At 35.3% G+C, this 18,785-nt stretch carries 20 protein-coding genes; 6 read left to right on the forward strand and 14 right to left on the reverse strand.

Translation table 11 applies throughout. The annotated features are described in order from the left end of the window. Positions 1 to 55: 55 nt before the first annotated feature. The 4 genes from guaC to AC1PU0_RS09515 all read right to left on the reverse strand — a co-directional run bounded on the left by guaC (position 56) and on the right by AC1PU0_RS09515 (position 4,497). Entirely contained in the window at positions 56 to 1,033 is a 978-nt protein-coding gene (gene guaC, locus AC1PU0_RS09500; RefSeq protein ID WP_069653024.1) for a GMP reductase, read from the reverse strand. Between the two features lie 205 nt (positions 1,034 to 1,238). Then, positions 1,239 to 2,597: a uracil-xanthine permease family protein gene (locus AC1PU0_RS09505; protein ID WP_206850338.1), complete on the reverse strand. Its 1,359-nt coding sequence runs from the start codon at positions 2,595 to 2,597 to the stop codon at positions 1,239 to 1,241. 7 nt (positions 2,598 to 2,604) lie between these two features. After that, positions 2,605 to 3,975, reverse strand: a complete 1,371-nt coding sequence (gene guaD / locus AC1PU0_RS09510; protein WP_206850336.1) for a guanine deaminase — start codon at positions 3,973 to 3,975, stop codon at positions 2,605 to 2,607. A 162-nt stretch (positions 3,976 to 4,137) separates the two neighbouring features. After that, positions 4,138 to 4,497, reverse strand: coding sequence for a hypothetical protein (locus AC1PU0_RS09515; RefSeq protein WP_206850333.1), 360 nt, complete (start codon positions 4,495 to 4,497; stop codon positions 4,138 to 4,140). A gap of 200 nt (positions 4,498 to 4,697) precedes the next feature. Here AC1PU0_RS09515 and AC1PU0_RS09520 point away from each other — a divergent pair, with 200 nt between their 5' ends. The 3 genes from AC1PU0_RS09520 to AC1PU0_RS09530 all read left to right on the forward strand — a co-directional run bounded on the left by AC1PU0_RS09520 (position 4,698) and on the right by AC1PU0_RS09530 (position 6,351). Further along, positions 4,698 to 5,324 (forward strand): MBL fold metallo-hydrolase, encoded by a 627-nt coding sequence (locus AC1PU0_RS09520; protein WP_069653021.1) that lies wholly within the window; start codon positions 4,698 to 4,700, stop codon positions 5,322 to 5,324. A gap of 43 nt (positions 5,325 to 5,367) precedes the next feature. Beyond that, positions 5,368 to 6,069 (forward strand): histidine phosphatase family protein, encoded by a 702-nt coding sequence (locus AC1PU0_RS09525; RefSeq protein WP_069653020.1) that lies wholly within the window; start codon positions 5,368 to 5,370, stop codon positions 6,067 to 6,069. Positions 6,070 to 6,156: 87 nt separating this feature from the next. Continuing rightward, positions 6,157 to 6,351, forward strand: a complete 195-nt coding sequence (locus AC1PU0_RS09530; RefSeq protein WP_206850345.1) for a transposase — start codon at positions 6,157 to 6,159, stop codon at positions 6,349 to 6,351. Here the strand turns inward: AC1PU0_RS09530 and AC1PU0_RS09535 are convergent. The 3 genes from AC1PU0_RS09535 to AC1PU0_RS09545 form a co-directional block, all read right to left on the reverse strand. Beyond that, complete coding sequence (locus AC1PU0_RS09535; protein WP_242596630.1) at positions 6,298 to 6,417, reverse strand: hypothetical protein; 120 nt, start codon at positions 6,415 to 6,417, stop codon at positions 6,298 to 6,300. The genes AC1PU0_RS09530 and AC1PU0_RS09535 overlap by 54 nt on opposite strands. Before the next feature lie 533 nt (positions 6,418 to 6,950). After that, complete coding sequence (locus AC1PU0_RS09540) at positions 6,951 to 7,106, reverse strand: MupG family TIM beta-alpha barrel fold protein (RefSeq protein WP_206850332.1); 156 nt, start codon at positions 7,104 to 7,106, stop codon at positions 6,951 to 6,953. A gap of 209 nt (positions 7,107 to 7,315) precedes the next feature. Continuing rightward, the gene (locus tag AC1PU0_RS09545; protein WP_069653018.1) at positions 7,316 to 7,807 is read right to left on the reverse strand and encodes a PTS sugar transporter subunit IIA; all 492 of its coding nucleotides are present in this window, start codon (positions 7,805 to 7,807) and stop codon (positions 7,316 to 7,318) included. A gap of 178 nt (positions 7,808 to 7,985) precedes the next feature. On the opposite strand from AC1PU0_RS09545, the gene AC1PU0_RS09550 reads away from it, so the two are divergent. Continuing rightward, entirely contained in the window at positions 7,986 to 8,816 is an 831-nt protein-coding gene (locus AC1PU0_RS09550; protein ID WP_206850330.1) for an undecaprenyl-diphosphate phosphatase, read from the forward strand. 313 nt (positions 8,817 to 9,129) lie between these two features. Then, positions 9,130 to 11,043 carry a heavy metal translocating P-type ATPase gene (locus tag AC1PU0_RS09555; RefSeq protein ID WP_206850328.1) on the forward strand — a complete coding sequence of 638 codons (1,914 nt, stop codon included), beginning with the start codon at positions 9,130 to 9,132 and terminating at the stop codon, positions 11,041 to 11,043. Between the two features lie 49 nt (positions 11,044 to 11,092). Here the strand turns inward: AC1PU0_RS09555 and AC1PU0_RS09560 are convergent, their stop codons facing one another. The 3 genes from AC1PU0_RS09560 to AC1PU0_RS09570 form a co-directional block, all read right to left on the reverse strand. Continuing rightward, positions 11,093 to 11,731 (reverse strand): HD domain-containing protein, encoded by a 639-nt coding sequence (locus tag AC1PU0_RS09560; RefSeq protein WP_206850327.1) that lies wholly within the window; start codon positions 11,729 to 11,731, stop codon positions 11,093 to 11,095. Between the two features lie 71 nt (positions 11,732 to 11,802). Next, positions 11,803 to 12,426, reverse strand: a complete 624-nt coding sequence (locus AC1PU0_RS09565; protein ID WP_206850325.1) for a DUF47 domain-containing protein — start codon at positions 12,424 to 12,426, stop codon at positions 11,803 to 11,805. 12 nt (positions 12,427 to 12,438) lie between these two features. After that, positions 12,439 to 13,416, reverse strand: a complete 978-nt coding sequence (locus AC1PU0_RS09570; protein WP_111248749.1) for an inorganic phosphate transporter — start codon at positions 13,414 to 13,416, stop codon at positions 12,439 to 12,441. A 278-nt stretch (positions 13,417 to 13,694) separates the two neighbouring features. Between AC1PU0_RS09570 and rpsT the strand changes: the two genes are divergently transcribed. Next, a complete protein-coding gene (gene rpsT / locus AC1PU0_RS09575; protein WP_010764753.1) occupies positions 13,695 to 13,949 on the forward strand; it encodes a 30S ribosomal protein S20 in 255 nt (84 codons plus the stop codon). A gap of 141 nt (positions 13,950 to 14,090) precedes the next feature. Here rpsT and holA read toward each other — a convergent pair whose 3' ends face one another. From holA to AC1PU0_RS09595, 4 genes are all read right to left on the reverse strand, one after another. Further along, positions 14,091 to 15,122, reverse strand: coding sequence for a DNA polymerase III subunit delta (holA, locus tag AC1PU0_RS09580; protein ID WP_206850323.1), 1,032 nt, complete (start codon positions 15,120 to 15,122; stop codon positions 14,091 to 14,093). Positions 15,123 to 15,171: 49 nt separating this feature from the next. After that, positions 15,172 to 17,514, reverse strand: a complete 2,343-nt coding sequence (locus AC1PU0_RS09585; protein WP_479998809.1) for a DNA internalization-related competence protein ComEC/Rec2 — start codon at positions 17,512 to 17,514, stop codon at positions 15,172 to 15,174. Continuing rightward, positions 17,477 to 17,986 (reverse strand): ComE operon protein 2, encoded by a 510-nt coding sequence (locus AC1PU0_RS09590; protein ID WP_206850320.1) that lies wholly within the window; start codon positions 17,984 to 17,986, stop codon positions 17,477 to 17,479. The genes AC1PU0_RS09585 and AC1PU0_RS09590 overlap by 38 nt, the downstream gene beginning before the upstream one ends. 165 nt (positions 17,987 to 18,151) lie before the next feature. After that, on the reverse strand, positions 18,152 to 18,775 hold the full coding sequence (locus AC1PU0_RS09595; RefSeq protein ID WP_206850316.1) for a helix-hairpin-helix domain-containing protein: 624 nt from the start codon (positions 18,773 to 18,775) through the stop codon (positions 18,152 to 18,154). Positions 18,776 to 18,785 lie beyond the last annotated feature (10 nt).

Consider the following 18,785-nt stretch of genomic DNA (forward strand, 5'->3'; position numbering starts at 1 on the left):
AATAAAGAGGTTAGACTATTGCTCTATGCGCAATAGTCTAACCTCTTTATTTTTATTAAATTGTATCACCATTAAAAATCGAATTTTTTACAATAACATAATCGACTTTACGAATCGCTTCAAGATCACGTCCGCCAGCATAAGAGATGGAAGATTGTAAATCTTGTTGCATTTCTGTTAGCGTATCTGCTAAGCTGCCCTTATGTTGAATCCAAATTTTCTTCCCTTCAACATTTTTCTTTTCACCTTTTTGAAATTCCGAAGCACTACCGAAATATTCTTTATAGACTACACCATTTTCTACTTTGGTCTCACCTGGTGATTCTTCATGACCAGCAAATAATGACCCAATCATGACCATAGTTGCACCAAAACGAACTGATTTTGCCACATCTCCTGGTGTACGAATCCCACCATCTGCAATAATCGGTTTTCTTGCAGCTTTAGCACACCAACGTAGTGCAGCTAACTGCCACCCGCCAGTGCCAAAACCTGTTTTGATTTTCGTGATACAAACTTTCCCCGGCCCAATACCGACTTTCGTTGCATCCGCTCCGGCATTTTCTAATTCGCGCACAGCTTCAGGTGTTCCAACATTTCCAGCAATAACGAACGTATCTGGTAAATGTTTTTTCAGATGTTGAATCATATTGATCACTGCATTGGAATGCCCATGGGCAATATCAATCGTTACATAATCAGGTACTAAATTCCGCTCCGCTAATTCTTCTACAAAACCGTATTCAGCTTCTTTTACACCTACGCTTATAGATGTAATCAAGCCTTTCGCATTCATTTTTTCAATAAAAGGAATTCGAGCATTTTCATCAAAGCGATGCATGATATAAAAATAATCATTTTTTGCTAGAAACTCCGCAATATCTTCATCGATAATCGTCTGCATGTTCGCAGGTACGACAGGCATTTTAAAGGTATGTTTCCCTAGTTTCACGACTGTATCACATTCAGAACGACTGTTCACAATACACTTATTGGGAATTAATTGGACATCTTCGTAATCAAAAACTTTCATACTGTATTGCCTCCTAATAAATTCTAATAAAACACGCAAAAACACGAACATTAACTTGATAAAAGTTCGCATTTTCGAACACCTATGCTAATTTACACTATTCATCTGCAAAAGTCAAAGGTAAATAACGAAAAATGTAATAATATGAAGAACATTATTCGTGTTTTGATCGAAAATTTATTTTTCTGCTATTTTATATGGCTTTTTAACCTTCATGTTCAGTTATTGATTCCTCAATCTTTTCGTTAGGCAATAAGCAATTTAAAAGTATAGCAGCAATCGAAGCAGTGGCGACAGATGAGCTGAAAAGATATTGCAAAAATTGTGGTAATGATTGAATAAATTCTTTAGGGATCAACGTTAATGCAAGTGTTAAGATCATTGGTATCGCAATTACGTACATTTGTTTCTCATTGATATCAACTTCTTTCATTACTTTGAGTCCGCTTATTGAAATAATGCCACAAACAATGACAAAAACACCGCCAATCACTGGCGCAGGTATTGAAGATATCAGCGTTGACAGTTTACCCGATAAACCAAAAACGACAAACCAGGCACCTGCTGCTACGAATACTTTTTTACTAGCAACGCCTGTGATCGAAATGATTCCTGCATTGGTTGAGTATCCTGTAACTGGGGTTGTCCCTAGTAATGATGAAATCAAACAGCCCAATCCTTCTCCTACAACTCCTCTATTGATATTTTCATCAGTCAATGGCTCTTCGCAGACATTGCTTAAAGCAAACCAAGTTCCTGTCGTTTCAGCCATCAGCACAATGTAAATAATAGCCATTGTTAAAATAGATGAAACATCAAATGAAAAATGAAAATCAACAAAAGGTAATTGCGGAACACTTATTAATGGTTCATTTCCAACTTGAGATACGTCAAGAATCCCCATAAATTGAGCTGCAAAACTCCCAATAATTAATGCCAAAATAACTGAAGAAATTCTAAAAATCCGACCTTTTCCAGTAAAACGCGATCCGATCATCGCGAAGAAAATGAGTGATACTGCCGCAATGATTGCAAGTAAAATGTTTTGACCTAAATCTCCTGAAGCATTAAAAACATTGTCATTTAACGCAACTGGCATCAACGACAAACCAACAATAAAGATGATTGTCCCTCCAACAATCGGTGGTACAAAAGCTTTGATCAAACGATTAAAAATACCTGTTACACCTAAAATAATAACTAAAATTGCTCCAATCAAGCTTGCACCTAAAACAGTTCCCCATCCATTGCCATTTTGACTATTGGCAAAATAAATACCTGCAACGGCTCCAATCGGGATAAATGATGGACCTTGTGCCACAGGTAGTTTCATACAAAAATACGATTGAATAATCGTAGCAAGCCCTGCAGCTATAAAGGTTGATTGAATCAACGCCGAAGACTCTTTTGTTGTCAAACCAATAATTGACGCAATAATAAACGGTACGACATAAACATCCATCGCTAAAACATGCTGAATGCCTAAAAGGACTGATTGCCCGATTGATAAATCATCATTCGGACCAACCGTTAGTTTTGATGGTTTTGTTTTTGTTTCACCCATTTTATGCTTACACCTCTACTTCCATCCTATTTCTATCGTGAACTTTTTTTCCCTGAATCCAAACCTCATGGATATGTTCAGGGCGCGATAAGTAAAGAATCTTTTGGAAAATAGACAATAACGGTTCTTCCTCAGAAAAGATAGGTAACGTTTTACTATCCAAAATTTGAACATCCCAAGCATAATCAACCGCTAACTTTCCTATTGGTAAGCTCAATGATTCCCCACCGCCTGCGGTTGCTAGATAAAAAGCTTCGTTTAAAGAAATACTAGAACCTGCAACACCACGCTTTTCACTGCAACATTCTTTATCGACCCCGTCTTCTAGCATTCGAGAAGATATTACTGCTTGTCTAATATTATCAAACAAACTTGATGAAAACCCACCGGAAATATCACTACCTAATCCTGTTTCTATTTTATAATTGTTTAATAGTTTAGCAATTGGTGTAACGGCATTACCAAAATATGCATTGGAAATCGGACAATGCGCAACTGCCGTTCCTTTATCGGCAAATAATGCCATATCATCGTCTGACAGAAAACCACAATGTGCCATAATAGCTTTTTCTGTTAGTAATCCAAAATCATTTAATGCAAATGCATCATTTTTACCAAAACGCTCTTGAGCAAATGAATGTGCCCAGTCACTTTCACTACAATGAGATTGAATATGAACATCATATTTAGCCGCCAAAGCACCCAAACCTTTTAAAGAATCATCTGTACAGCTTGGAATAAAACGAGGCGTTACAACTGGATAGACTCCTTGAGGTGTTCGCTTATTTAATTCTAGTACCTCTTGAATGAATAGCTCTGTTTCCGCTAACGCTTCATTCGCTGTTGCATCTCGATAATATTCAGGGTTTTGTTCTGGATCGTCCATAACAACTTTACCAACTAAACCTCTCTGCCCTTTTTCGCTACAAATTTCTGCTAAACGCAAACTAGACTGACGATGTACTGTCGCAAAATACAAGGCTGTTGTAGTGCCATTTTTTATTAATCGGGAAACTAAATCTGAATAAACAGTCTCTGCAAAGTGCCTATCAGAAAATTTGGCTTCTAGCGGAAAAGTATACGTATTCAGCCAGTCATATAAAGGAAGATCCAACGCAGTTCCAGCTTGCGCCCATTGAGGTGCGTGGATATGAAGATCGATAAAACCAGGAAGAATAAACTGTCCTTGAGTTAATTCTTGAAATTTATTTTTTTCGGAATACTCTTTAATAAGTGCTTGATATTCCTTTTCTTCTGGAGAGATAATGGCGCCTACCGTACCTTCTTCTGAGATACAAAACAGACAGTTCTCGAATGCTTTTACATTTTTTGAGTCAATACTTGAAAATCCAGTTCCTTTTACAATAAATTTAAACAAAATAATTGCTCCTCTCATAACAATACAAACATCATTATATAGAATAATTCGTACTAATTCCACATTTTTTCTTAATCCAGTATTGAAAATTTGCTAAAAATAACCAAAACACGAACATTCATCCTATTCGAAGCAAAAAAAGTAAAACAAAACTATCATCCATTATTTTAGTTGTTTTTTCTCAGCCTCTAAATGATCGATTTTATCATGCAGTTCGGCAATCGTTTTTTGCAGCTCATCATGCATTTTATCGTGTATCTTATGCAGTGTTGATAAGCTGTGATGGATAAGAGTACCACTTCCTGCGGCCAAAGAAGCACCTAAAGCACTCAAGACATTGGTGTAATTCCCTAAAATCAATTGAACATTAGCAGACGGTTGTACATTTTTCAATATAGGAATCCACATTGTTAGAACAGCGAAAACAACGAGATAGAAAAAAAGAAATAGGTAAATAAATATAGAGACTTTACTGGATAATAGAGCTGGAATTTGTTTTAAAAACGCATTAACTTTTTTCATTTTCAATCGACTCCTTTTTACTCTTTCTCTATTATGATTGATTGGAAAATAAATGTACATTATTGATACTTCATCCATTGGCTCTATATTTCTCATCTAAGTTTTCATAATCTGCTAATAAGGATAGCGATGTTTTTTGATTCTGGCTATAATTGAGTTATACTGAAGTAGAAATCATATTTATTAGGAGGCAAATAACTATGCTTAAAATCGAACGAATCCAAACGGGTGTTATCCAAGAAAATTGTTACTTAATTTATAATGAAACGAATTTATTAATCATTGATCCAGGTGCTGAAGCAGAAAAAATAGCTGCATTAATTGAAAAGACAGGTAAAAAACCGATTGCTATTTTACTAACACATACTCATTATGATCACATCGGTGCAGTTGAGGAACTCCGCCACCAATACACTATTCCTGTTTATGTTAGCCCATTAGAACAAGAATGGTTATCTAACCCGGTCCTCAACTTATCTGGCTTGGGCCGCCATAATGACATTGCTGATATTATTGTACAACCTGCTGAAGTAGAATTTGAAATGACTGATTACAATTTAGGTGGTATGTCGTTTACTGTAGTACCAACACCTGGCCATTCAATTGGGAGTGTAAGTTTCGTGTTTGATGACTTTGTTGTTACAGGTGATGCGTTATTTAAAGGAAGCATTGGTAGAACTGATTTACACACTGGTGACATGCAGCAATTACTTCACAGTATCAAAACCTATCTTTTCACGTTACCTGATGAATTTCCAGCCTATTCTGGACACGGAGACGCAACGACTATCGAACACGAAAAGAAAACCAATCCATTTTTTAACTAAAAAGGATCAATCGTTATCGAGCTACTAAAGGAGGAACTAGGATATGAATGAACCAACAACACTCTACATCATCCGTCACGGTAAGACGATGTTCAATACAATAGGTCGAACCCAAGGCTGGTCAGATACCCCCTTGACTAGAGAGGGAGAAAAGACGATTCTCTATTTAGGTCTTGGTTTACGAGAGATCGATTTTAAAGAGGCATACTCTAGTGACAGCGGACGCGCAATGCAAACTGCGCGTATCATTTTACAAGAACATCAAAATGGCGCAAACATTCCTTACAATACCGATAGCCGCATTCGTGAATGGTGTTTTGGCTCTCTGGATGGAGGGTATGATGGCGAACTTTGGGGTGTTGTTCCTAGAATCTTAGCATATAAAAATTATGAGGATATGATGACAAATAGCATCAGCTATAAAGAATTGGCTGACGCTATCATCACTGCTGACACGGCAAACTGGGCAGAACCTTACGATAAAATCCGTGACCGAGTTTGGAGCGGATTTAAAGATATTGCCTACCATCGAGAGAAACATGGTGGTGGTAATGTCATGATTGTTTCTCATGGATTGACGATTTCATTCTTAATGTCATTGATCGATAATCGTTTACCTATGCAGATTGCTCTTGAAAATGGCAGTGTGACTAAATTAATCTATGAAAATGGTAAATTTACAATTGATACAGTCAATGATACCCACTATATCGACAAAGGACATGCGATTTTCTCTACTACCTAAACTATCAAAAATAAGAGTGCGAGAAAAAACAAGTGAAGTGAGCCCCTTAAGTTAGACCAGAAAATCTAAATTAGGGGGCTTTTTATAATGGTTAAATATGATTATGACTTTAAAAAATCAGTAGTTCAAGCGTATCAGAGGGGTGAAGTTGGGTATGCGACTCTAGCTCGCCGATACGGTATTCCAGCTGATTTAAATGTAAACAAATGGGTAAAGATTGTAGACAAATTAGGCTTCTCCTCCAATAGGTGTCAGCAACAGAATCGAACTTTTTTGTGCTAACGCTGAATTAGAGTTAGCGGTCAAACCAATTACCGCCAAGCCTTTCTCACTAGCAAGATCCGCCAAAGCATTTATTTCCTGATTTGTACCTGAATGTGAGATTCCAATAAAAATTCCTTTCGTTTATTTGTGCCAATTGCAGATGCAAACAAATGATGATCCATTGTGAATCTGTTTACTTTTATTAACCGCAATAATGAACAGTCCTCTAACACAAGTTGTGAAACCACATTGATTTTTTTATTTGAATTCCGCCCAGATCTCTTCCATAAAAAAATTATCAATTGTTACGCTATCGATTTTTCGCTTTAGTAATAATTCTGGCTGGATTATTTTTATCTTTTTGAAACGTGTATCCTCAATGCGAATCACATCAAGGACTTCGTCTATACAATTTTTGTGTTCGCCCAGATAAACATCATCGACCAGATAATTCTCACTTAAATCTATAGGCGTTGAAAATGGATTATCCTAGCGATTTTTTCAAGAGTAGGCAACCTGTCTTTTATTGGTCCTTCTTTACTATTCGTTTCCCAGAAAAAAAGCCACTATCTGAAAACTAACTGTTTCAAGTCGCGGATAATAATTATGCTAAGGTTTCAAACTTTCAATTTCATCTCTGTATTTTTAGCAATTTGATCAAGTTCTTTCAACCGTCCCAGAAATACTAATGCATCATCTTTTGGGATATGTAAGGAAGTAAATATTCCTTTAAAACTGATTTCGCTCATTTTTTGAATACATACGCGTTTCATCAGTCCTCTCTTCACTTAAGGAATTCGACATTCCATACATCGTATCCACTCTTTTCTAATCCGCTCTCATCTATAGTTTTTATAAAATTATAATTCAACTTAAGTGTATTTTTATATTTATTTCAACATTTATTTTCAATAAAAACTAAAAAAGAGCAGAAAAACGGTTTAATGTTTTTCTGCCCTTTTGAGTCATCCTAACTACTTGCTTATGCTTTAGCAGTTCCTATTTCTTCACCTGCATTGACTTGTCCTGTCTTATTAAGATCGAAGCTTTTTACTGCATCCATATTCGTAATCACAACCACCATATCGATTGCTTTTTCAGCAGATATGATGCCTTGTAAATCAACTTCAGCAATTAACGTTCCTTGTGATATTTTAGACCCTTCACTTACTTTTATATTAAAAGGCTCTCCATTAAGCTCAACTGTATCGATACCCATATGAAGTAAAATTTCAAGCCCATTTGCCATTTTCATGCCCACAGCATGCTTTGTTTGAAAAACACTTAAGACAACTCCTTCAATTGGCGAATAAATTTCCCCTGTTTCCGGAATAATCGCAAAGCCATCCCCCATCATTTTTTGTGAAAAAACAGGATCATTGACTTCACTAATTGGGATCAAATTTCCCGTTGCTACTGCATATAACGTTTCATTTAATTGAACTGGTTCTTTCTTTTTCAAAAATCCAAACATTTATTTTTCCTCCAATTTTTATGAATAGTACTAGTATAAAAAATTCTCAGAATAATTACAACACTGAAGTAGCTTGTTTCTAATTTTTTTTGCACGCATTAAAAGTTAGTTGGTTTTTCTGATACTAAAAGGTATACTATTAGTGATTTACTATTTTATGCTGGAAAGGATTGAACCTATGCTTTTATCAAATTTATGGAAAGCAATTATTCTAGGTATTATCGAGGGCGTAACTGAATGGCTTCCGATCAGTAGTACAGGACATTTGATCTTAGTCGATGAATTCATTAAAATGAACCTCAGCAAAGACTTTATGGAAATGTTTAATGTCGTGATTCAGCTTGGTGCGATTATGGCTGTCGTCGTTCTTTATTTCCACAAGTTAAACCCCTTCTCACCGCAAAAAAATGAAACAGAAAAGAAAGATACATGGATTCTCTGGTCAAAAGTTGTTGTTGCCTGTGCCCCAGCTGCTATCATTGGGATTCCGTTAGATGACTGGCTAGAAGCAAAATTCCATAACTTCTTTACCGTAGCATTGATGCTGATTATTTATGGGATTGCTTTTGTAGTGATTGAAAAAAGAAATCAAGATCGTAAACCAAAATGTACTGATTTGAGAGACTTTACCTATAAAGCTGCCGCAATTGTCGGCTTTTTTCAAGTCTTATCATTGATTCCAGGTACCTCTCGTTCAGGTGCAACAATTCTTGGTGCTATCATTATCGGTGCATCACGATTTGTCGCAACAGAATTTTCATTTTTCCTTGGTATTCCTGTTATGTTCGGCGCAAGCTTCTTAAAAATTGTAAAGTTCGTCATGAAAGGAAATACATTTGGATTTAGTGAAATTCTTATTCTACTGACTGGTTCGATTGTAGCTTTTGTTGTTTCAATTATTGTGATCAAGTTCTTATTGAACTATCTAAAACGAAACGACTTTACTGCTTTTGGTTGGTATCGAATTGTACTTGGTGTATTACTCATCAGTTATTGGCTATTTTCATAATAACAATTGAGATTGAAGCAAAGCGTAGTAGTTGCTTCTTCTACCATCGTTTATCCTGATTCCTTAGGGGTGTGGGGTGTGACTTTTAGAGTCATGTCCCACACCCTTTTTTATTTAGAAATTGATATATACTTTCTATTTTTGTTGATAATGATTATCAATATTAATTAGAATAAATATTCTTCAAAAATATATTAAAACACTTTTAAATAAGCATTTAAACTAAATGATAATCACTATCATTCTCATTTAGGTATTATGATTATCAATTAGATTTATTTTATGCTATTCTTTTTTGTGAGGAGTGATAATCATGAAGTATTCAGAAGAAAAAAAAGCATTACTATCCACTATTTTATGTTTAGTATTTATGATCGTAGGATTTATTTTAGAAAAATCAGGAACAGCATTTTATCCGATTAGTTTCATTTTCGCAATCATATTTGGTGGATATAAACAAACAAAAGAAGGGGTAGTTGATACGCTTGAACATAAACATCTAAATGTCGATTTACTTATGGCTTTAGCAGCAATTGGAGCGTGTATTATTGGTAATTGGTTCGAAGGCGCTATGCTGACTTTCATTTTCTGCCTTAGTGGTGCGCTAGAAGAATATACGACAACTAAAAGTAAAAAAGAAATAGCCAGTTTAATGAATCTACAGCCAGAAAAAGCCTACTTACTAAATGATTTAGGTAAAACAACTGAGGTTGCTGTTACTCAATTAAAGATTGGTGATCACTTACTAGTCCCTAAAGGTGCAAGTATTCCAATCGACGGCGTTTTAAGTAAAGGGACTTCCACTATTGACGAAGCGGCAATCACTGGAGAATCTGTTCCAGTTGAAAAACAACGCAATGACGAGTTGTTTGGTGGGACAATCAATCTAGGTGAGGCAATTACGATGACCGTTAGTAAAAATAGTGAAGATACTTTATTTGCTAAAATTATCAGACTCGTAAATGAGGCTCAAAATACACCTTCACAAACAGCTAGCTTTATTGAAAAATTGGAAAATCGCTATGTGAAAATCGTCTTGGTTGCAATCCCATTAATGATTTTGATTCCTTATTTATTTTTAGGCTGGTCATGGAATGAAAGTTTTTATCGAGGCATGGTCTTATTGGTCGTTGCATCCCCTTGCGCCTTAGTCGCTTCAGCTACGCCTGCAACGTTAGCTGCTATCTCTAATGGTGCAAGAAATGGTGTGCTGTTTAAAGGTGGCGTTTATTTAGAAAATTTAGCTTCTCTAAAAGCAATCGCTTTTGACAAAACTGGAACGTTAACTCGTGGTATTCCTGTAGTGACAGATGCCGTATTTTTAAAAAATAAGCAAGAAGGCTTAGATATACTTTTAGCGATGGAAAGACAATCAACTCATCCATTAGCACAAGCGCTTATTACCCGTTTTGATCATGATAATACAGAAGTCTATGGTCAAATCGATGTAAAAAACATTATCGGTTTCGGGATGGAGACAACGATTGATTCAACCGTTTGGCGAATTGGAAAAAGTGAATTCGATGATCAAACAAGAATAAATGAAGAAATACAACAAGAAATTGAACAACTGCAAATTGAAGGTAAAACGGTGATTTGTTTATTTAAAAATCAAGAAATCATTGGCTATTTTGGTCTTTTAGATGTTCCAAAACCAGAAGCAAAAAAAGTAATCAGTTATTTTAAACAATTGGGTATCCATACTACAATGATTACAGGAGATCACGATAAAACAGCAGCCGCTGTGGCAACTGAACTTGAGATAGATGAAATCCATGCAAATTGCTTGCCTGAAGATAAAACCATTATAATCAAGAAACAAAAAGAGCGTTATGGAATCAACGCAATGGTCGGAGATGGCATAAATGATGCACCTGCCTTAGCCAATGCTGCAATTGGTGTTGCCATGGGGCAAGGAACTGATATAGCGATGGATGTAGCAGATATGGTGTTAATGAAAAATGACTTAGAGAAGCTTCAAATGAGTCACCTTCTTTCAAAAAAATTAAAAAGAATCGTCACTCAAAATATTGTTTTTTCATCTGGAGTCATCGTATTGTTGATTCTATCTAATTTTTTTCAAATGATTAATTTGCCACTAGGCGTTATAGGGCATGAAGGAAGCACAATTCTTGTTATTTTAAATGGATTAAGAATGTTAAAAACGATCCCAAATGAACGTCACGTCTCTAAAAAATACCACACACAAAAAACGAAATTTGTATAAGCGTAAAGAACAACTGGATAACTGATAGCGTTATTTTCAGTTACTTCTTTTAATTCCATTCTTCAAAAAATTCAGTTAAAAAACCTTCTAAAAATTCTTGGCGTTTTTGGCCTAATGCTTTCGCATATTCTGTATTCAAGCTTTTATTAAGTAAAAGGATTTTTTCATAAAAATGATTAATGATCGTGCTTTCTTCTCGATATTCGGCTTTTGACTGAAGGGTTCTTGGTTTGATTTCAGGATTATAAATTGGATTTCCTCTGCGTGCGCCATAATAAATCGTCCGCATAATTCCAATTGCGCCCATAGCATCTAAGCGGTCAGCATCCTGCACGATTTGTCCTTCAATCGTTAGTTTTTCTGCTGTTCCGTTAATCTCTTGACTAAAAGAAAGGTTCATGATTATATGAGTTATTTGCTGAATTTGATCATTGGGAACGTTAATATCTTGTAAAAATTCTTCCATCTGTTGAAATGCTTGGTGCGAATCAGGCACTAATTTATCATCCACAGTATCATGAAGATAGGCTGCAACTGTAACGATAAAATGATTACACGTTTCAGTTCCAGCGATTTTATCTGCTAAGCGAACAACTCTATTTATATGATCCAGACCATGACCTGTTTGATCTTTTTCCATTTTTGACAGGCTAAAACGTCTAATTTCATCAATGTATTTATTATCCATTCAATTCCTCCGACTAAATGTAGAGTATTAGGCTGAGATAAATTTTGATCTACCTCAACCTATTATCGTTATTAACTATTTTTTATGACTAAGCCACCAATTACATCTACAACTGATTCACTGGCATTTAAAAATTCTTCTAATTGATCATAGACATTTTTCCAACGAATAACTTCAATGGGATTTTGCTCATTCGTAAACAAATCTTTTAACGCTTCACTGTATAATTTATCAGCTTTCCTCTCAATTTCACTTACTTCATTGATCATTGTATGCAATGTTTTTGAGTTTTTAAATTTTGCAAACTCTTTAGTTGCAGTTAATACACCTGCCGTAGCTTCTACTCCATATGTAATAAATACCATGGCATTATCATTTAGCTCTTTCACAACTAAGCTGCTAAGTAAGTAAGTAATACTGTTGATAGTATCAAGTACGTCATCTAGACATTGTGTAATTTCTACGATATCTTCACGATCAATAGGAGTAATAAACGAAATATATAATTCATTCATGATTTTTTGAACGATTTGATCCCCTTCACGTTCTAATAAATGAATTTTCTCTGCTTCATTCTCCAATGTTTCAAGTGAATAATTAAGCGCAATCATTTCTAATAATTCTGCTGCTTGATGCGCATTTTTTGCTAAATGCTCTAATTTACCAAAATAATCAAATTGCTTTTTTCTAGCCATTTTATTCTCTCCTTAAAATAATGCTATAAATAATTTTGCCATAATAAAGGCAATAATCCCGCAACCTGGAAATGTCAAGATCCAAGCAATCAGCATTTCTTTTACAATACGCCAGTCAACACTTGATACTCGTTTGGAAGCACCCACACCCATGATTGCAGTTGTTTTAGTGTGTGTAGTAGAAACGGGAATACCAAAGATTGAAGCCGCAAATAAACACACAGCTGTACTTAAATCAGCTGCAAATCCTTGATACCGTTCTAATTTTACCATGTCCATCCCAACTGATTTGATAATTCTCATACCACCTACAGATGTGCCAAACCCCATTGTGACAGAGCAAAGAATCATGACCCAAATTGGAATGATAAATCCTGAACCAGACTTTTCTGCCAAATTATTATAATAAAGTCCTAACATGAATACGCCCATGAATTTTTGACCATCTTGCGCACCATGCAAAAAGGCATTTGCAGCAGCACCAAATGCTTGTCCGTAGGTGAAAACTTTATTTGCTGTTCTTCTAGCTACACCTCTGAAAAGGATTACAATTAGCTTTGTGACAAGATAACCTCCACCAAAGCCCATGACTGTTGAGACGACTAGTCCAACAAGTACTTTCGACCATTCAGAACCATTAACTGCTCCGATTCCTCCTAAAGCCATTGCAGAACCTGTTAAGCCAGCAATCAACGCGTGACTCTCACTAGTTGGAATACCAAAATACCATGCTGCTACTGACCAGACCACGATTGAAAATAAAGATGCTGCTAAAGCCACTTGTGAAGCATTCCCTTGTGCATCAAAACTAACAATGTTACTGATCGTTTCTGCCACCTGTGCATTAAAATATGTCATCACCAACGCACCAAAAAAGTTCATTACGACAGCCATCCAAATCGCAACATTCGGCTTTAAAACGCGAGTTGAGACAGCGGTTGCAATTGCATTAGGCGCATCAGTCCAACCATTGACGAAAATAACGCCCATCACAAGGGTAATCGTTACAATTAGAGCAATATTCACATTGACACCACCATTTCATTTTACCCTGTTATGATAGCATATTTTTTAAAAAAAGTATCTAAATTTCCTATCAACCGTAAATTCAAAACGATTTCCATGCGATAAAATCAATATTTTTACTGTTAAGGAAAAAAACTTGTCATCTTTTATTGCAATGCCTGTTTGGATTAGGTATAATGATTAGTGTTGAATTACATATGGATTTTCCTGTGTAAGACCTTAATTTATCGGAGGTGAAAGAAATGCCAAATATTGAATCTGCAATTAAACGTGTACGTACTAATGCTAATAAGAATGCTCAAAATTCATCTCAAAAAAATGCAATGCGTACAGCTATCAAGAAATTTGAAGATGCTGTAGCTGCTGGCGCTGACAATGTTGATGCGTTATATACAGAAGCTATTAAAGCTGTTGATATGGCTGAAACAAAAGGATTAATCCATAAAAACAAAGCAGGCCGTGATAAATCACGTCTAAGCAAAAAATTAGCAAAATAAGGATTTTTAGAAGCTAACCTCGTGTTAGCTTCTTTTTTAGTGTAAGAAGTACGTAATCAACTCTAACAGATTTGATCACGTACTTCTTTTTTTATATAAACAGCGCTAGAGATATAGACGATTGGTTTATTCGCATTCCTGTTATCTGTTCACTTGCCCAGACAATTTAAGAATAAATAATTCAAATAGCAGCTCTTTATCCATTTTTCCTGTTTTCATTTTATAATCATTCTCAACTAGCTCATCGTAGATGGCCTCCAAACGATCTAGTTCAAATCGACGAACTTGCTGTAGAGCTAATTTAACACGATAAGGGTGAATTTTAAGTGTTTCAGCGATATTCGCTTGTTGATATCCTACTTTTGCTAAAATTTTTGTTTGTAAAAATAAACGGATTTGATTTAATAAAATCGCATTTAATTTAATAGTTTCTTCACCTTGCAGTAATAAATCTTCATACAATTGAATTGCTTTTTCACCATTTCCAGCTAAAACATCATTGGTCAAATCAAATACATTATGTTCTAAGGATTTAGGTACAAGTTCCTTGACGCCATTTAACGAAATAATTTTGCTGTCAGAGGAATACAAAAACAATTTCTGTAGTTCTCCCATGACTTTGGATAAATTCAAATCCGTCAACTGCAGCAGTAAATCAAAAGCCTCTGGTCTAATCTCATAGCCTTCACCTTGAATCGTCTGCTCTACATATTGCCTTACTTCTCGTTCTCCCATTGGATTAACATCAATAACTTCAGCCTGTTTTTTTAGTGATTTCGTTACTTTTTTTCGTTCATCTAATTTTTCAACTTGTGCACTAAATACTAAAATTGTTGTGGGAGATGGTTGTTCTAAATAGTTGAGTAAGCTATCAATATCATGGTCTAATCCATTCATTTTTCTTTCAGCAGTTAAAAAATAAGGATTTTCGATAAAAACTAACCGATAGTCACCAAAAAAAGGAATAGTTTCAGCTTCTTCCATTGCTACAGATAAAGGGACTTCTTCCATATCAAAGGAAGAATAATTAAATTGATCATCCTCTGTTTTGATTAATTGCTCCATCAATTCTGTTTTAAATAACTCATTTAAATACCCTTCTGTTCCTTGAATTAAATAAACAGAAGCAAACTGCTGTTGCCTGACTTGTTTTAATGCCTCTTGTAAGTTCATAAATTCCCTCATTTCTCTTTTCCATCCTATCATGGCACTTTAAGAAGTGCTAGTCTTCTTCCATGATTGTTTTAACTGATGACATTTTTGAAAATGGTGTCCATTCATAATAGATCATTCCGTTTTTACCTGTTTGAAATTGAGCGATCTGCTCTTGCTCAAATGTGACAAACGTTTCTTCATGAGGATGATTAAATCGATTATTGCGTCCACAAGAAATAATTCCTTCTCTGGGTTTAATCTTCTTGATGAATAAAGAATCAGATGACGTCTTACTCCCATGATGCCCTACTTTTAATATATCTGCCCGCAAAGTTGGAAAACGCTGTATCAATTGTCGCTCCCCTTCTTTTTCTAAATCGCCTGTAAATAAGAAGCGTTGACCAGAAACCTTTGTGTAAACAACCATAGAATCTTTATTTTCACCCGTTCCTGCAGTAGTTGGAGCCAGTATCTCTAAGGAAATCGAATGGCGAATAGATGCTCCTGCTAAAACTGGATAACATTTTATCCCTTTAGCCTTTAAACGATTTAGCGTTTGCTGAAAAGCAGATTTATTTTCTGTTCCTTCCGGGAAGTACAATGAACGAATCGGTATTTTTTCGTTGATCTTAAGTAGATCACCAAAGTGGTCCATATGACCATGAGTAATCAATACTTTGTCAAGATACTTTACTCCTTTGCTTTTCAAATATGGGATGACGGAATAATCAGCATTTATTGGTTGGTTGGTTTTAATTGCCCATTTTTCTTTGTCAAACGCTATTCTACCACCCGTATCAATCAAAATATTCTCTTGATGAAACGGCGTTTGGATAAAAATACTATCTCCCTGTCCAACATCGATAAAAGCAATCGTACCAATGAAAGAAAAATACTTATTATTCATCAACAATAGTAACCCTGCACCTAACAAATAAACTTTTTTTGAACGTTGATACATCAAGTGTAGCATTAAAAAAAGGACTATAACAATCAACAAAAAAAGAACTGGTGTAAAAACGCCCGTAACAATTGTAAAGGTGCTGTATCGACTTAACCACTCAAAAATGGATTGCTGCATGACGAAATATAGTTCTAGACTATCGATCACTAGTTTTATTTTATAAATGAATGATCCTAAAAAGCTAATCGTTAACAAGGGTAAGATAGCTCGCTCAAAAATGGGTAATAACAAAAACGTAAACAGGCTACTTGTTAACTGCCATTCAAAAAATGTTCGTCCGACTAACGGAATCATCGTAACTGTTAATAGAAGTGAAAAACAATACATCCGAATAAATCGCTTGTTAACCCGTTCTACAATAGGATGAACATATAAAATGAAAAAAGATAGGCCATAACTCAACTGACCGCCAGTTGAAAATAATACATAAGGTTGAAAAACCAAGTTAACGACTAATGACAAACTCCAACAATCCAACCCAGATAAGCGCCATTTAAATTCACGATTTCCAAGTGAAATCATACTTTGGATCAATGCTCGAACAACGCTTATAGAGAAGCCAGTTAAACCTGCATAAATAATTGAGAACAACAATTGCAACCAAAATAACCTTTCAATCGTGATCCCACATCGTAAGAAGAAAGACCTGAAACTTCCAATAAAAAATGTCACATGCATTCCAGACAAACTAAACAAATGAAGTATTCCCAAGTTAGCTAACATGTCTTCTTTTTGAGAAAATTCACTAGATTTAAACCCAAAAATCAGTGTTTTAAGATGTAACGAGGTTTCTTTCAAAAACAGATTATCACAATGATCAATCGCTTTTTTTCTAAAACAACTTAACCAAGCAAAAACATCATACATCTTTGGATTTCCAGTTTCGATTTTGTAAATGTCTCTAATCGATAAGGTTTGATAGATGCCCTTCTCTTTTAAATACTTTCGATAATTAAATCCATTAAGGTTTGTTTGAGCTAACGGTACTTCAAATTTCCCCAAAAGAGTAATATCAATAGGCATATTTATTTTTTGCCAACTTTGTTTTTCCCGTTCTGAACGAAATCGATAAAAAGCGACCACTTTACGCTTTTCTTTTTTAGATATATAAAAGCTTCCTTCCATTTGAAGACTATCACCATCTATTGTATATTTATCAGGCAACACAGATAGATGGCCACCCACTTCGACTGCTTCTGGAAACTTTTTTTGGTGCTCCACGTTTAAGGTCAACCAGCAAGAAATAGCTAGAATAAGCAGGCACAAAATACTGACGCTGATAATCGCCTTATTTCTTGTGCCAAGAATTCGACTAATAAAATAAAACCAAATAATACCATTAAAAAAGCTAGGTTCTAAAATTAAAAAAACTGTTCCTATACCTACAAGTACTGGAAAAATCCAGTAGTTATTGATCTGTTTGAGAAGCTTCTTCCAGTGAAGCAGTCTCTTCTTCTCCTAATTGTAATTCAGCAAAGTATTTTTGGGATAACGTTACTTGATCTACCGTTGCGCCAACTTGCTTAATCAAGGCCATTGCATATTGGTCATTCCGATAATCTTTTAAATAATGAATTTTTTTGATTCCTGCTTGTAGAATCATTTTCGTGCATTGCAAACAAGGAAAATGAGTCACATAAATTTCAGCTCCATCTGTCGGGATACCAAATTTGGCACACTGTAAAATAGCGTTCATTTCAGCATGAATCGTGCGAACACAGTGTCCATCAACCATATAACAGCCATCATCAATACAATGTACATCTCCACTAACCGACCCATTGTATCCCCCTGCGATAATTCGTTTATCTCTCACAACTGTTGCCCCAACTTCCAAACGTGTACAAGTACTTCTTAATGATAATAACACGCTTTGTGCCATAAAATATTGATCCCAAGGAATTCGTTCTAACGTCATTTTATTCTCCTTTTTTATGTAGTGATTGTCCAATTTATTTTTGCTGATTCTTTTGAATTAGTAATAGGATATACAAATAGTAAATTATAGAAAAAGTCTCGTCAAGAACCGACACATGATATTTATAAAATTGTTGCATTTTATATCGATTAACTCTCGTCAATTCTATGAAGTAATAGCATCTTTTAATTTTTCAAATGTTTTTTCACCAAAACCTGAAATATTCTTTATCTCTTCTATTGTTTTAAATCCACCATTTTCTTCCCTATAACGAATGATCTCTTGAGCTTTCTTTTGACCAACACCAGGCAACGTTTGTAATTCAGCTTCACTGGCTTGATTTAGATTGATTTTATTTACGTCTTTACTTTGACTCTCCTCTGACTGGCTATCATTTTCGGCGCTTTGAGCTTCTTCACCTATCTCTGGTATGTAAATGACCATCTGATCGGCAATTCGCTCAGAAAAATTGACTCTTTTCGTATCCGCAATATCCTTCACCCCGCCAGCAAGCATCACAGCGTCCCAGACGCGCATATTCAGAGTTCCTTCATACAATCCTGGTTTTTCTACAGCGCCCTTTATATCCACGTATATTTGCGCTGTAGTTGATTCTTGATCGCTCGATTGAAGTGAACTCACCGAATTTGGAACCAATTCGTCTTCTGGTAACGTATCTTGACGAGAGTTAACAAGAACGATGACAATAACACTGCAAGTAATACTAAACAAAATAATACCGCTGATAATATACTGTTTGTATTGTTGTATTAATTTACGATAATCCATGATTTTCCCC

Source organism: Enterococcus sp. XAF26B05_ASV22 (assembly GCF_056727285.1).